Here is a 13,071-nt window from a genome sequence, read left to right as displayed (position 1 = left end):
CGCGCCGACCCGGGCGGCCTTGCGGAACGCGCCACCGCGTTGGACGATGGCGCATGGATTCCGGCCCCCTCACCTACGCGATCGGCGACGTCCACGGCTGCGCCGCCCTCCTCGACACGCTGCTGGAGCGGATCGCCGAGCACGCGGGTGACCGTCCCCACCGGCTGGTCTTCCTCGGGGACTACATCGACCGCGGCCCGGACAGCGCCGCGGTGCTCCGCACCGTGAGCCGCCTGAACTGGGCCGAGCCGGAGCGCGTCGTCTGCCTGATGGGCAACCACGAGCGGATGCTGCTCGACGCACTCCAGACGGAGAGCGCGGCCGCGCACTGGATGTTCAACGGCGGCGAGGCGACGCTCGATTCGTTCGGCGCGCGGGATCCTGCCGGCCTGCCCCGGGACACCCTCGACTGGATCGAGGCGCTCCCGACGCTGCACGGTGACGGCGCCCACTGGTACGTGCATGCAGGGCTGCGGCCCGGCACAGACGCCCTCGGCTCGGACGCGCATGATCGCCTCTGGATCCGCGAGCCGTTCCTCGAGGGCGACCACGATTTCGGACGGTACGTGGTCCACGGCCACACGCCGCAGCGGAGCGGGCGCCCGGAAGTGCGCCGGTTCCGCACCAACCTCGACACCGCGGCCGTCTACGGCGGCGCGCTGACCGCCGGGATCTTCTCGGACGCGCAGGGGCCGGCCCTGGAGTTCCTGCAGGTGAGAGCATCATAGGGCGCGACGGCGCCGTCTTTGCGAGCGGAGCGAAGCAACCCAGGGCAGCGCCGCATCGCGCGGCCCGGCGCCGCGTGGACTGCTTCGCTCCGCTCGCGAAGACGCTGGCCCGCGGGCCGCCGGCCGGACCTGTCAGACCCCGCGTCGCGCGGGCACCAGCGCGCAGAGGATCCCGGTGAGCCAGCCGCCCATCAGGGCGAAGCCGCCGGTGGGCGCCGCCATCGGGAAGAGCGCGTGCTGAAGCCATGCGCGCACCGAGAGGTCGCCGCAGAACAGGATCAGGCCGGCGACCAGCAGCCCGGCCGCGACGCGCGCGAGACCGGCCCGGACGAGGCCCGCGGCCCCGAGACCGACCAGCGCCAGGATGGCGGGGGCGTGGAACAGCAGGAACTGCGCCGCCGTCTTCAGCGAGTCCGCCCCTGGGATGTGCGCCGCGGCGGCGCTCAGCGCGACGCCGAGCAGCCCGGCCAGGGCGGCGAGCGCCGCGAGCGCGCGGTCGACACCCGCGAGTCTCACGCGCCGCGCTCCGCCAGGAGCTTGGCGATGGCCGCGCGCAGATCCGGCACGCCGGAATCGTCCCGGCTCGAGGTGAGGATCACCTGCGGGTAGGCGGCCGGCCGCTTGGCGAGCCCTGCCTCGATCCCGGCGATGCGGCTCGCGACCTCGCCCTTCTTGAGGGAATCGCCCTTCGTCAGCACGACCTGATAGCTCACCGCGGCCTTGTCGAGGCCGTCGAGGACGTCGGTGTCGATCGACTTGAAGCCGTGCCGGGCGTCGATCAGCATGAACACCCGGGCGAGGTTGGCGCGGCCCTTGAGGTAGGCGTGGATCAGCCGGGTCCACGCCTCGACCTTGGCCTTCTCGACGGCGGCGTAGCCGTAGCCGGGCATGTCGACCAGCGACAGGCGCTCGCCGATCCGGAAGAAGTTGAGCTGCTGCGTCCGCCCCGGCGTGTGCGAGGTCCGCGCCAGGGTGTTGCGCCCGGTGAGCGCGTTGATCAGGCTCGACTTGCCGACATTCGAGCGCCCCGCGAAGGCGATCTCGACGCCCTCCATGGGCGGCAGCCGGTCGAGGATCTGGGCGGCCGCGTAGAAGTCGGCCGGGCCGGCGAAGAGAAGGCGGCCGGCCTCGAGGAGGTCGGCCGCGTCGTCGTTGGTCTCGCTCACGGCGTCTCGCCCGTCAGCTCTTGGTGGCGGCCGCCTTGGTGCCGCCGCGCTTGAACGTTGTGCGGAGGTTGTCCCACAGCTCCACCTTCACGCCGTTGCGGCGCATGATGACGTATTGCTGGATCACCGACAGGGTGTTGTTCCAGGCCCAGTAGATCACCAGGCCGGCGGGGAACGAGCCCAGCATGAAGGTGAACACGATCGGCATGAAGGTGAAGATCTGCGCCTGGACCGGGTCCGGCGGCGCGGGATTCATCTTCATCTGCACGAACATCGTGATGCCCATGATGATCGGCCAGACGCCCAGGTGCACGAAGTCGGGTGCCGGGAACGGCAGCAGGCCGAACAGGTTCACGATGCTCGTCGGATCCGGCGCCGCGAGGTCGCGGATCCAGCCGAAGAACGGCGCGTGGCGCATCTCGATGGTGATGAACAGGACCTTGTAGAGCGCGAAGAAGACCGGAATCTGAATCAGCACCGGCCAGCAGCCGGCGACCGGATTGATCTTCTCCTTCTTGTACAGCTCCATCGTAGCCTGCTGCTGCTTCATGCGGTCGTCCTTGTACCGCTCGCGGATGGCGGCCATCTCCGGCTGCACGGCCTTCATCTTGGCCATGGAGACGTAGGACCGGTTCGCGATCGGCAGGAACAGCAGCTTCAGGCAGAAGGTCACCACCAGGATCGAGACGCCGAAATTGCCGAACAGGTGGTAGAAGAAGTCCAGCGCCCGGAACATCGGCTTGGTGATGAAGAAGAACCAGCCCCAATCGATCATCAGATCGAAGTGCTTGATGCCGAGGTCCTTCTCGTAGTTGTTAATGACGTTGACTTCCTTGGCGCCGGCGAACAGCCGCTGCGTCGCGGTCGCCGAGGCGCCCGCCGCGAGATTCACGGCGTCGCCGCGCACGCTGGCCTGGTAGACGTTGGTGGCACCGTCGGTCCGGTCGGTGAAGGCGCCGGTATAGGGCGCGTCCTGATCGGGGATCGCGGCCGCCGCCCAGTACTTGTCGGTGATGCCGACGAAGCCACCGGTCACGCCGCTCCAGGCCTTGCCCTTGGTGTTGGCACCGCCGTAGGCGCCCTCCTTGGCGAGCTTGTCGTAGGTGAATTCCTGCAGACCGTCGTTGCCGAGATAGCCGATCATGCCCTCGTGCAGGACGTAGTAGCCCTGGGTGTGCGGCTTACCCCAGCGGGAGACGAGGCTGTACGGGTAGAGCGTGATGGCGCCCGAGCCCTTGTTCTCGACCTCGTCGCGGATCGTGAACATGTACTTGTCGTCGACCGCGATGATCCGCTTGAAGACGAGGCCGGCCCCGTTGTCCCAGGTCAGGGTCACGGGCATGCCGGGCGACAGCGTCTTGCCGTCGCTGGTCCAGAGGGTGTCGTTGGTCGGCAGCGGACCGGCATTGGCGCCGACCCAGCCGAACTCGGCGTAGTAGGGCGTTTCGGTCCCGGCCGGCGAGAACAGCACGATCTCGGGGCTCTTGGGGTCGATGGTCTCGTGGTAGTTCCTGAGCGAGACGTCGTCGACGCGGCCGCCCTTCAGGGCGATCGAGCCGGAGAGCGCCGGGGTCTCGATCCGGACGCGCGGCGAGCGGGCCAGCGCCGCCTCGCGGGAGACCGGGCCGCCCTGGGCGGTCGGCAGCGTGCCGGGCGCGGGGGCCGCCGGGCCACCCTCCTTCGGGGACGGCGAGGGCACGCCGTCCGGGGTCACGCCCGGGGGCTGCTGCTGCGCGGCCTTGTTCTGCGCCTCGATCTGGCGCTGCTGCTCCATGCGCGGGCCGGCCACGAAGTACTGCCACCCGAGCAGCACCAGCAGCGACAGGCCGATGGCCACGAACATGTTCGTCTTGTCATTGCCCATCAGGGACACCGCCGCACGCGTTCGGAGTGGCAACAGGAACGTCGCCGGCCCCGGAGGACCTGCGCGCGCCTGTGATTCGGGGATCTCTGTCGCACCCCTGCGACGGGCCGATGTCGGCACCGCCGGGTGGGGCCGCCTGCGCGGAGGCGCGGCCGGCTTCGTGCGGGAGAGAGGACGACTGAGAAGTGGCCGTGTCAGGGGCCGGCTTGGCGCGCCGACCGCCGGATCGGCCGGGTGACCTGTCCCCGCGGGGCGCGACCGCGCGGGTCACCGCGGGAATCGCGCGGCGCAGATCCTCGGCGAGGGCCTCGAAGGAGGCTTCGAGGGCGGGGCGGCGGGCGATCAGCACGATGTCGGCCGGAAGGCCCGCGAGCTCGCTCGGCAGATCGGACGCGACCAACCCCACGGCAGCGCGGAGTCGGCGGCGGATGCGGTTGCGCTCCGTCGCGTGGCCGACACGCTTCGTGATGGTGAAGCCGAGACGGAGGCCGGGGCAAACGTCCGGGTTCCGAAGACGCCCCTGCGCGGTCATACGCTCGGTGTGGAAGCGACGCCCCTCGGCCGCCGCCAGGAAGTCGGGTCGTTTCTTGAGCCGCTCGATCGTCGCCATCGATGGTTCGATCCCGGCCGATACCACTTGCCTCGTGGCGCGGATGCGTCGGAGCGTCCGCGCCGGCGAGGATCAGGCCTCAGGCCGACAGGCGCTTGCGGCCATGGGCGCGACGGCGCGCGATGACCTTGCGGCCGCCGGCGGTGGCCATGCGCGCACGGAAACCGTGACGGCGCTTACGGACGAGCTTGCTCGGCTGGTAGGTTCTCTTCATGGCTCAGAGCCTTCAAAGGTCGAGGCGCGCTCGCGGGCAGCTATTGCTGCACCCGACCTTCACGCGTCCTGGTTGTCTGCAAACACGAAGGGCGCCCATGCGGGGCGCCACGTCGCGAGTGGCGGGCTTATGGCGGATGAGCCCAGCGAAGTCAACGTTTCGCGGGGCTCAATGACCCTCGAACTGCATGAGGGTGCGCACCTCGACGCCCAGGTCGCGCAGGCGCTGCGCGCCGCCGATCTCGGGCAGGTCGATGACGAAGCAGGCGGCCACGATCTCGGCGCCGATCTTCTGGAGCAGGTTCACGGCCGCGATCGCGGTGCCGCCGGTGGCGATCAAGTCGTCGACCAGCAGCACCTTGTCGCCGGGCCGTACGGCGTCGACGTGGATCTCGATCTCGTCGGTCCCGTACTCGAGGGCGTAGGCCATCGACACGGTTTTGTGGGGCAGCTTGCCCTTCTTGCGGATCGGCACGAAGCCGCAGGAGAGCTGGTGGGCGATGGCCCCGCCGAGGATGAAGCCCCGGGCCTCGATGCCGGCCACTTGGTGGATCTGTCCGCCGGCGTAGGGATGCACCAGGGCGTCCACCGCCCGCCGGAAGGCACGCGGGTCGCTCAGCAGCGTGGTGATGTCGCGGAAGATGATCCCCGGCTTCGGGTAATCGGGAATCGAGCGAACCGATTCCTTCAGCGCGACGTGGCGGCGGGCTTCCATGCGTTCGGCCTTCCGTGGGGAACCGCGGGCTTAAAGCAGAAGCCCGACGGCCTGACCAGTCGGTGGCGGCTCAGACCGCCTGGACCTTCTTGAGGATGGCGACGAGGTCCCGGTGAAGCCCCTCGTTGCCGCAGGCCACCGACCGGGGCGCCAGCGGCTCGGCCGCGCCGTCCGCCGAGGTCACGAAGCCGCCCGCCTCGCGCACCAGGATCACGCCGGCGGCGAAGTCGTAGGTCTGGAGGTCGCGCTCCCAGTAGGCGTCGAGGCGGCCGCAGGCCACGTAGGCCATGTCGAGGGCCGCCGAGCCCATCCGGCGGGTCCCGCCGGCCACCGCCATCACGGCGCCGAGCTCGCGCAAGAGGCGCGGGTGGCTGCCGCGACCGAGATAGGGCGTGCCGTAGCCCACCAGCGCGTCCGCCATGTCCTGGCGGCCGGAGACGCGCAGGCGCCGGTTGTTGAGATAGGCGCCCTTGCCGCGCTCGGCGACGAACAGCTCGTCCTTGATCGGGTCGAAGATCACGCCGGCCACGATCTGGCCCTCGCGCTCGAGACCGACCGAGACCGCGAAATGCGGCACGCCGTGCAGGAAGTTCGACGTGCCGTCGAGGGGATCGATGTGCCAGGTGTGGCTCTTGTCGGTCCCCTCGATGATCCCGTTCTCCTCGAGCACGAGGCTGTAGCCCGGACGCGCCTTCATCAGGGCGTCGCGCAGCACCTCCTCGGCCTTGCGGTCGGCCGCGGAGACGAAGTCGCCCGGACCCTTGCGCGAGACCTGCAGGTTCTCGACCTCGCCGTAGTCGCGGCGCAGGCCGCGCGCGGCCTTGCGCACGGCATCGACCATGACGGTCATGAGGGGTGAGGAGATCATAGGCGGACTTTTCGCGGATGAGGATTGGCGCCGTCGTTACAGGTCGGCGCCGGAAAAGACGAGATGGGGACGGGACATGGAAGCGCTGCGGGCCGCTGCCTCAGCGCGGAGCCGGCGCGGTCAGGCCGGCCTCAGCATACCGGCGCGCGCGTCTTTGCGAGCGGAGCGAAGCAATCCAGGGCAGCAGGCCGGCCGCGGATGTGGCATCCCTGGGTTGCTTCGCTCCGCTCGCAAAGACGGGCGCCCGCAACACGGCCCGGCCGGGACGGCGGCGCGGATCCTACTCCGCGGCCTCGACGAAGACAGTGCCGGCGCGGGGCAGGTCCAGGGCCTGCCAGGTCTCGCCCAGCGCCGCGGCGAGGCGCTCGATATGCGCCGCGTCGTGGAACGGCGACGGCGTGATCCGCAGCCGCTCGGTGCCGCGCGGCACCGTCGGGTAGTTGATGGGCTGGATGTAGATCGCGTGGTGCTCGAGCAGATGGTCGGCCGCGGCCTTGCACAGCTCGGCATCGCCCACCATCACCGGCACGATGTGCGTCTCGGTCTCCAGGACCGGCAGCCCCGCCGCGGTCAGCGCCGCCTTCGTGGCCGCCGCCTGACGCTGGTGCGCCTCGCGCTCCGCGCTCGACCGCTTGAGGTAGCGCACCGACGCCCGTGCCGCCGCCGCCACCGCCGGCGGCAGCGCCGTCGTGAAGATGAAGCCCGGCGCGAAGCTGCGCACCGCGTCGCAGATCGCCGCCGAGGCGGTGATGTAGCCGCCCACGCAGCCGAAGCCCTTGGCCAGCGTCCCCTCGATCACGTCGACCCGGTGCATGACGCCGTCGCGCTCGGCGATGCCGCCGCCGCGCGGGCCGTACAGGCCGACGGCGTGGACCTCGTCGAGGTAGGTCATCGCGCCGTAGCGCTCGGCCAGGTCGCAGATCGCGCCGATCGGCGCCACGTCGCCGTCCATCGAGTAGACCGACTCGAACACGATCAGCTTGGGCCGCTCGCCGGCCTGCCGCAGCAATTCCTCGAGGTGGGCGAGGTCGTTGTGGCGGAAGATCGTCTTGGCGCACCCGGAATGGCGCACGCCCTCGATCATCGAGTTGTGGTTGAAGGCGTCCGACAGGATCAGGCAGTCGGGGATCAGCTTGGCGATGGTCGAGATGCCGGCCTGGTTCGAGACGTAGCCGGAGGTGAAGACGAGGCCGGCCTCCTTGCCGTGCAGGTCGGCAAGCTCGCGCTCCAGGTCGACCAGCGGCGAGGTGTTACCGGCGATGTTGCGGGTGCCTCCGGCGCCGACGCCGCAGCGGGCGGCGGTCTCGGTCATGGCGGCGACCACCTCCTTGTGCTGGCCCATGCCGAGGTAGTCGTTGGAGCACCACACGGTGATCTCGGTGGTCTTGCCGTCCGGCTGGCGCCACTTGGCGGTCGGGAAACGCCCCGAGATCCGCTCGATGTCGGCGAACACCCGGTACCGCCGCTCCCCGTGCAACTGATCCAGGGCCCCGCGGAAGTAGCGCTCGTAGCCGGATCCGGCGCGCGTCGATCCCGCTTGGGCGAGCATCGTGCTGGGCATCCGGGTGACGGTCATCGAGCGTCCTTCGCGTGTTCGGCCGCGCGGGCGACACCGCGTGAGCGGCGTCTCAGGCCCGCGATCGAGGTCCGGCCTCGGTCCAGTCCTTCGCGTGAGGGCCGCAAGATACGCGCGGATCTGGAACTGGTTCAAGGTAAGGTTCCGACATCGCAGCGTTGCATCCGTTGAGAGGCCCGCGTGAACCCGCTAGCGTCCGGCACGTTCTTCCGACCCGAACTTGGCTCCCGCCCCCTGCAACAGCTCATGTCTCCGACCGCATATGGCTCGTCCGGCGTGGACCGCGCGGCCTCGACCTTGCGGCGACCAAGGGTCGCGCCGTGACGGACTCCAGGGACGAGCGGGCGGAGCGCCTCAAGGCCGCGCTGCGCCAGAACCTGCGCCGCCGCAAGGCGCAGGGCCGCGGGCGGGCCGAAGGAAGACCGTCTCCCGGCGCGGATCAGTCCTGCGCGCGGGAATCGGACGGAAACGGTCCTGATTCCGACAAATCCGGTCTATAGGGCACGGCCAAGCCTGGGCGCTGCCGCGCCCGCGATCAGCACGGCCGGCCGCGCGCCCTCGCGGGTGCGCCGCCCGAGGACACACGATGGACCGCATCCACATCACCGGCGGCGCGCCGCTCAACGGCGTGATCCCGATCTCGGGCGCCAAGAACGCGGCGCTGCCGCTGATGATCGCGAGCCTGCTCACCGGCGAGACGCTGGAGCTGATCAATGTGCCGCGGCTCGCCGACATCGCCGCGCTGACGCGGATCCTCGGCAACCACGGCGTGGACCACATGGTCGTGGGCAAGCGCCCCGGTCAGACCACCGAGACGGGCCAGACGATCCGGCTCACCGCCTCGAACGTCATCGACACCACGGCGCCCTACGAGCTGGTCTCGACCATGCGGGCGAGCTTCTGGGTGATCGCGCCGCTGCTCGCCCGGTTCGGTGAGGCCAAGGTCTCGCTGCCCGGCGGCTGCGCCATCGGCACCCGGCCGGTGGACCTGCTGATCATGGCGCTGGAGAAGCTCGGGGCCGAGATCGAGATCGACGCCGGTTACGTCGTCGCCAGGACCAAGAACGGCCTGCGCGGGGCCGAGTTCGCCTTCCCGAAGGTGACCGTGGGCGGCACGCACGTGGCGCTGATGGCCGCCGCCCTGGCCTACGGGACCACGGTGATCGAGAACGCCGCCCGCGAGCCGGAGGTGGTCGACCTCGCGGAGTGCCTGAACAAGATGGGCGCCAAGATCCGCGGCGCCGGCACGCCGCGCATCGAGATCGAGGGCGTGGCCCGCCTGAACGGCGCCCGCCACGAGGTCCTACCCGACCGGATCGAGACCGGCACCTACGCCATGGCGGTGGCGATGGCCGGCGGCGACGTCGTGCTCAAGGATACCCGGGCCGACCTGCTCCACTCGGCCCTCGACGTCCTGACGACCACGGGCGCGGAGATCACGCAGGTCGAGGGCGGGATCCGCGTGCGCCGCAACGGCGCCGGCATCGCGGCGGTCGACGTCACCACCGACCCGTTCCCGGGCTTCCCCACGGATCTCCAGGCGCAGTTCATGGCGCTGATGACGCTGGCGAAGGGCCAGTCGCACATCCGCGAGACCATCTTCGAGAACCGGTTCATGCACGTGCAGGAGCTGGCCCGCCTCGGCGCGAAGATCCGCCTGGAGGGCGACCTCGCCATCGTCGAGGGCGTGGACCGGCTGAAGGGCGCCCCCGTGATGGCGACCGACCTGCGTGCCTCGGTCTCCCTGGTCATCGCGGGCCTCGCCGCCGAGGGCGAGACCCAGATCAACCGGGTCTACCATCTCGACCGCGGGTTCGAGGCGCTGGAGGCCAAGCTCGGCCGCTGCGGCGCGCAGATCGAGCGCGTCCGGGCCTGAGCGACAGCGCTCGGTCCGAACCGGCCGGCGCGCGGCAGCGCCCGAGGCTCAGTCCTCGATCTGCCCGCGCCTGTAGCCGAAGCCGGGGATCTTGCAGCGGCAGAGCGCGTCGGGAGGCCCCGGGCGCACCCTGCACGTGCCGCGGGCCGTAACGCAGACGCTGTCGTCCCACGGGCGCCCGAAGTCGCCGCGCCAGCGCGGGCCGCGCCTGTCGTACGCATCGTCGACTGGCGGCGGGGGCGGATGCCAGCCATACCCGTCATCCGCGGGCGGAGGCGGCGGACGCCCGCCGGGCGGCGGCGGTGCGTAGAGATCCCGATCTGGCGCCGGACGACCGTAGATGTAGGGCCGCGCGTCCGGACCGACCTGCGCGACGGCGGGTCCGGCCGCCTGCAGCCCGACGGTCAGCACCGCCACAACCGCGCGCTCGGTGAGTGCCGCCATATGAGACCCTGCCCCGGCTCGACCGCCGGCTCGACCGCCGGTGCGTCTAAACGGCGACGCTGGCCCGAGCCTGTGCCCGGCCGGGATCGCGATCCCCAGACCAGCCGTTGCCCGAACGGGGCCGCGCCGCTACCTACGCCGTGCCGCGGACCGGCCCTCGCCGCCCGACCCGCGCCCCGTATTCCCCGAGGACCCTCTGCATGGAGCTGCTCAGGCTCGCCGCCCTCGACACCGAGGACCTGACCGTGATCTCGGCCCATCTGCAGGACGCGATCCTGCGACCGCAGGACCTGACCTTCCTCGCCGGCGAGCACCGCTTCCTCATGGCGGTGCGCCGCTTCGACTGGACGCCGAGCGCCCCGCCGCGCCGGCGCCTCGCCGGCCTGCACATCGAGCGCGTGCTGGGCGTGAAGAGCCGCGGCCTGAAGCCGGACGACGCGACGCCGATGAGCCTGCTCGCCCTCACCTTCGAGCCGACGGACGCGCCCTCCGGGCACATCGACCTCGTCTTCTCCGGCGGCGCGGCCCTGCGGCTGGAGGTCGAGTGCATCGAGGTCCGGATGAAGGATCTCGGCCCGGTCTGGGAATCGGCGAACCGTCCCGGGCACGACATCGACACCGATACGGCCGCCGGCTCGGCGGCCTGACGCGAGACAGAAGGCTTCCCGATGGTCCGGCTCGACAGCAGCGATCCGAATTTTGCCGCCGCCTTCGCGCGCCTCCTCACGGTGAAGCGCGAGATCGCCGAGGACGTGGACGAGGCGGTGCGCGGCATCATCGCCGACGTCGTCGCCCGCGGGGACGAGGCGCTGGTCGATTTCACCCGGCGGTTCGACCGGCTCGGCGCCGATTTCTCCGCCGCGCAGCTGCGGGTCACGGACGCGGAGATCGAAGCGGCCGTCGCGGCCTGCCCGCCGGACTCGCTGGAGGCCCTGCGCCTCGCCGCCGAGCGGATCGAGAGCTTCCACCGGGCGCAGCGGCCCGCGGATCACCGGGCCACCGACGCCCTCGGCGTCACGGCCGGCTGGCGCTGGACCGCGCTGGAATCGGTCGGCCTCTACGTCCCGGGCGGCACCGCGAGCTATCCCTCCTCGGTGCTGATGAACGCGCTGCCGGCGCGCGTCGCCGGGGTGCCGCGCCTCGTGATGGTGGTGCCCACCCCGGACGGCCAGATGAACCCGCTAGTCCTGGCCGCCGCGCAGCTCTCCGGCGTCCACGAGGTCTACCGGGTGGGCGGCGCCCAGGCGGTCGCGGCCCTCGCCTACGGGACCGCCACGATCGCCCCCGTGGCCAAGGTCGTCGGGCCCGGCAACGCCTGGGTGGCGGCGGCCAAGCGCCGGGTCTTCGGCCAGGTCGGGATCGACATGATCGCCGGCCCCTCCGAGGTGCTGATCCTGGCGGACGGCCACGCCAACCCCGACTGGATCGCCGCCGACCTCCTGGCCCAGGCCGAGCACGACGTGGCCGCCCAGGCGATCCTGATCACCGACAGCGCCGAACTCGCCGGCGCCGTCGAGGCGGCGGTCGAGCGCGCCCTCACCACCCTGCCCCGTCAGGAGATCGCCCGGGCGAGCTGGCGCGATTACGGCGCCGTCATCCGGGTCCGCACCTTCGACGAGGCCGTGCCCCTGGTCGACCGCCTCGCCCCCGAACACCTGGAGATCGAGACGCAGGACGCGGAGGCGCTCGCCGCCAAGGTCCGCAATGCCGGCGCGATCTTCCTGGGCTCGCACACGCCGGAGGCGATCGGCGACTATGTCGGCGGCCCCAACCACGTGCTGCCGACCGCGCGCTCCGCCCGATTCTCGTCCGGGCTGGGCGTGCTCGACTTCATGAAGCGGACGACGATCCTCGCCTGCACGCCGGAGAGCTTGCGGGCGCTCGGCCCGGCAGCGATAAACCTCGGCCGGTCCGAGGGCCTGGAGGGGCATGCCCGCTCCGTCGCGATCCGGTTGAACCTGTGAGGTTTTGGGGATGGCGGAGAAGCAGCGCGGGCCGAACCGCCTCGCGAAGGTGAGCCTGGACGAGGGGTCCATCGCCCGCGGCAATCCGGATCAGGAGCACGAACGGGCGATCGCGCTCTTCGACATCCTGGAGGACAATTCTTTCACCATCCCCGGGCGGGAGGGCCCCTACGCGCTCACGCTCGGCCTCGTCGAGAACAAGCTGTCCTTCGCCATCACCACGGTGGACGGTGAGCCGGTGATGACGCACCTCCTGTCGCTCACGCCGTTCCGGCGGGTGATCCGCGACTACGAGATGATCTGCGAGAGCTACTACAACGCGATCCGCACCGCCTCACCGTCGCAGATCGAGGCGATCGACATGGGTCGGCGGGGCCTGCACAACGAGGCGTCCGAGACGCTCAAGCAGCGGCTCGAGGGGAAGGTCGACCTCGACCACGACACGGCGCGCCGCCTGTTCACCCTGATCTTCGCGCTGCACTGGAAGGGTTAGGCGCCCTCCGCGCCGACCGGCGATGGCTGAGCCCGCTCCCGAGCCTCCTCCCGAGCCTTTTCCCGACGCGCCCCCGAAGAAGCGGCGGGTGCAGTCCGTCCTGTTCATGTGCAACTACAACGCCGTGCGCTCCGTGGCGGCGGAAGCGATCGCGCGCGCCTATTTCGGCAAGTCCACCTACGTGCAGTCGGCCGGGGTGCGCTCCGGCGAGCCCACCGACCCGTTCATGGTCGCGGCCCTCGACGAGGTCGGCATCGACGCGAGCCGGCACCGCCCGCGCACCGTGGAGGAGCTGGAGGACTGGGAGGGCCTGAACTTCGACCTGATCATCACCCTCGCGCCGGAGGCGCACCACCGGGCACTGGACCTGACGCACACCCTCGCGGCCGATGTCGAGTACTGGCCGACCCCCGACCCGACGCTGCTGCAGGACGCCTCGCGCGAGCAGCGCCTCGACGCCTACCGCGACGTCCGCGACGGGCTGACCCGGCGGATCAAGGCGCGCCTGAAAGCATAGGCGGACATGCCTCCGCGACGCTGCCTTGCTGGCCGAC

General features: G+C 71.0%; 16 protein-coding genes. 7 read left to right on the top strand and 9 right to left on the bottom strand.

What is annotated here, in order from left to right:
- The first annotated feature begins 53 nt into the window (after positions 1-53).
- Positions 54-728 carry a metallophosphoesterase family protein gene (locus tag BM419_RS09250; protein ID WP_091926259.1) on the top strand — a complete coding sequence of 225 codons (675 nt, stop codon included), beginning with the start codon at positions 54-56 and terminating at the stop codon, positions 726-728.
- 132 nt (positions 729-860) lie between these two features.
- Here BM419_RS09250 and BM419_RS09245 read toward each other — a convergent pair whose 3' ends face one another.
- The 8 genes from BM419_RS09245 to hemA form a co-directional block, all read right to left on the bottom strand.
- Positions 861-1,244 (bottom strand): DUF423 domain-containing protein, encoded by a 384-nt coding sequence (locus BM419_RS09245; protein WP_020092497.1) that lies wholly within the window; start codon positions 1,242-1,244, stop codon positions 861-863.
- Positions 1,241-1,894 carry a ribosome biogenesis GTP-binding protein YihA/YsxC gene (gene yihA / locus BM419_RS09240; protein ID WP_056526930.1) on the bottom strand — a complete coding sequence of 218 codons (654 nt, stop codon included), beginning with the start codon at positions 1,892-1,894 and terminating at the stop codon, positions 1,241-1,243. Before yihA ends, BM419_RS09245 begins: the two co-directional genes overlap by 4 nt.
- A 13-nt stretch (positions 1,895-1,907) precedes the next feature.
- Positions 1,908-3,758 carry a membrane protein insertase YidC gene (gene yidC, locus BM419_RS09235; protein WP_020092499.1) on the bottom strand — a complete coding sequence of 617 codons (1,851 nt, stop codon included), beginning with the start codon at positions 3,756-3,758 and terminating at the stop codon, positions 1,908-1,910.
- A complete protein-coding gene (rnpA, locus tag BM419_RS09230) occupies positions 3,748-4,368 on the bottom strand; it encodes a ribonuclease P protein component (RefSeq protein ID WP_091926258.1) in 621 nt (206 codons plus the stop codon). The genes yidC and rnpA overlap by 11 nt, the downstream gene beginning before the upstream one ends.
- Before the next feature lie 79 nt (positions 4,369-4,447).
- Complete coding sequence (gene rpmH / locus BM419_RS09225) at positions 4,448-4,582, bottom strand: 50S ribosomal protein L34 (RefSeq protein ID WP_007558110.1); 135 nt, start codon at positions 4,580-4,582, stop codon at positions 4,448-4,450.
- Between the two features lie 168 nt (positions 4,583-4,750).
- The gene (locus BM419_RS09220) at positions 4,751-5,296 is read right to left on the bottom strand and encodes an adenine phosphoribosyltransferase (protein WP_012320444.1); all 546 of its coding nucleotides are present in this window, start codon (positions 5,294-5,296) and stop codon (positions 4,751-4,753) included.
- Positions 5,297-5,366: 70 nt separating this feature from the next.
- Complete coding sequence (locus BM419_RS09215) at positions 5,367-6,164, bottom strand: inositol monophosphatase family protein (RefSeq protein ID WP_175556285.1); 798 nt, start codon at positions 6,162-6,164, stop codon at positions 5,367-5,369.
- A gap of 280 nt (positions 6,165-6,444) precedes the next feature.
- Positions 6,445-7,740, bottom strand: coding sequence for a 5-aminolevulinate synthase (gene hemA, locus BM419_RS09210; RefSeq protein ID WP_091926257.1), 1,296 nt, complete (start codon positions 7,738-7,740; stop codon positions 6,445-6,447).
- Between the two features lie 320 nt (positions 7,741-8,060).
- Here hemA and BM419_RS32815 point away from each other — a divergent pair, with 320 nt between their 5' ends.
- Together BM419_RS32815 and murA are read left to right on the top strand one after the other, a co-directional pair.
- The gene (locus BM419_RS32815; RefSeq protein ID WP_081636463.1) at positions 8,061-8,240 is read left to right on the top strand and encodes a hypothetical protein; all 180 of its coding nucleotides are present in this window, start codon (positions 8,061-8,063) and stop codon (positions 8,238-8,240) included.
- Between the two features lie 86 nt (positions 8,241-8,326).
- Positions 8,327-9,616 (top strand): UDP-N-acetylglucosamine 1-carboxyvinyltransferase, encoded by a 1,290-nt coding sequence (murA, locus tag BM419_RS09200; RefSeq protein ID WP_020092503.1) that lies wholly within the window; start codon positions 8,327-8,329, stop codon positions 9,614-9,616.
- A 48-nt stretch (positions 9,617-9,664) separates the two neighbouring features.
- Here the strand turns inward: murA and BM419_RS09195 are convergent, their stop codons facing one another.
- Positions 9,665-10,060, bottom strand: a complete 396-nt coding sequence (locus tag BM419_RS09195; protein ID WP_091926256.1) for a hypothetical protein — start codon at positions 10,058-10,060, stop codon at positions 9,665-9,667.
- 200 nt (positions 10,061-10,260) lie between these two features.
- Between BM419_RS09195 and BM419_RS09190 the strand changes: the two genes are divergently transcribed.
- The 4 genes from BM419_RS09190 (at position 10,261) to BM419_RS09175 (ending at position 13,034) form a co-directional block, all read left to right on the top strand.
- Positions 10,261-10,707: a DUF2948 family protein gene (locus BM419_RS09190; protein ID WP_020092505.1), complete on the top strand. Its 447-nt coding sequence runs from the start codon at positions 10,261-10,263 to the stop codon at positions 10,705-10,707.
- A gap of 21 nt (positions 10,708-10,728) precedes the next feature.
- Complete coding sequence (hisD, locus tag BM419_RS09185) at positions 10,729-12,024, top strand: histidinol dehydrogenase (protein WP_020092506.1); 1,296 nt, start codon at positions 10,729-10,731, stop codon at positions 12,022-12,024.
- A gap of 10 nt (positions 12,025-12,034) precedes the next feature.
- Positions 12,035-12,517, top strand: coding sequence for a UPF0262 family protein (locus BM419_RS09180; protein WP_020092507.1), 483 nt, complete (start codon positions 12,035-12,037; stop codon positions 12,515-12,517).
- 106 nt (positions 12,518-12,623) lie between these two features.
- Positions 12,624-13,034 carry an arsenate-mycothiol transferase ArsC gene (locus BM419_RS09175; protein WP_234083060.1) on the top strand — a complete coding sequence of 137 codons (411 nt, stop codon included), beginning with the start codon at positions 12,624-12,626 and terminating at the stop codon, positions 13,032-13,034.
- The last annotated feature ends 37 nt before the right edge of the window (positions 13,035-13,071 follow it).

Origin of the sequence: Methylobacterium sp. yr668 (assembly GCF_900116245.1) — a bacterium.
Lineage (GTDB): Bacteria > Pseudomonadota > Alphaproteobacteria > Rhizobiales > Beijerinckiaceae > Methylobacterium.
This window is presented reverse-complemented; position numbering and strand designations above follow the sequence as displayed.

Coding starts and splice junctions, on each gene's coding strand:
- BM419_RS09250 (WP_091926259.1), top strand. CDS start 54: ATGGATTCCGGCCCCCTCACCTACGCGATCGGCGACGTCCACGGCTGC.
- yidC (WP_020092499.1), bottom strand. CDS start 3,758: ATGGGCAATGACAAGACGAACATGTTCGTGGCCATCGGCCTGTCGCTG.
- rnpA (WP_091926258.1), bottom strand. CDS start 4,368: ATGGCGACGATCGAGCGGCTCAAGAAACGACCCGACTTCCTGGCGGCG.
- rpmH (WP_007558110.1), bottom strand. CDS start 4,582: ATGAAGAGAACCTACCAGCCGAGCAAGCTCGTCCGTAAGCGCCGTCAC.
- BM419_RS09220 (WP_012320444.1), bottom strand. CDS start 5,296: ATGGAAGCCCGCCGCCACGTCGCGCTGAAGGAATCGGTTCGCTCGATT.
- BM419_RS09215 (WP_175556285.1), bottom strand. CDS start 6,164: ATGATCTCCTCACCCCTCATGACCGTCATGGTCGATGCCGTGCGCAAG.
- hemA (WP_091926257.1), bottom strand. CDS start 7,740: ATGACCGTCACCCGGATGCCCAGCACGATGCTCGCCCAAGCGGGATCG.
- murA (WP_020092503.1), top strand. CDS start 8,327: ATGGACCGCATCCACATCACCGGCGGCGCGCCGCTCAACGGCGTGATC.
- BM419_RS09195 (WP_091926256.1), bottom strand. CDS start 10,060: ATGGCGGCACTCACCGAGCGCGCGGTTGTGGCGGTGCTGACCGTCGGG.
- BM419_RS09190 (WP_020092505.1), top strand. CDS start 10,261: ATGGAGCTGCTCAGGCTCGCCGCCCTCGACACCGAGGACCTGACCGTG.
- hisD (WP_020092506.1), top strand. CDS start 10,729: ATGGTCCGGCTCGACAGCAGCGATCCGAATTTTGCCGCCGCCTTCGCG.
- BM419_RS09180 (WP_020092507.1), top strand. CDS start 12,035: ATGGCGGAGAAGCAGCGCGGGCCGAACCGCCTCGCGAAGGTGAGCCTG.
- BM419_RS09175 (WP_234083060.1), top strand. CDS start 12,624: ATGTGCAACTACAACGCCGTGCGCTCCGTGGCGGCGGAAGCGATCGCG.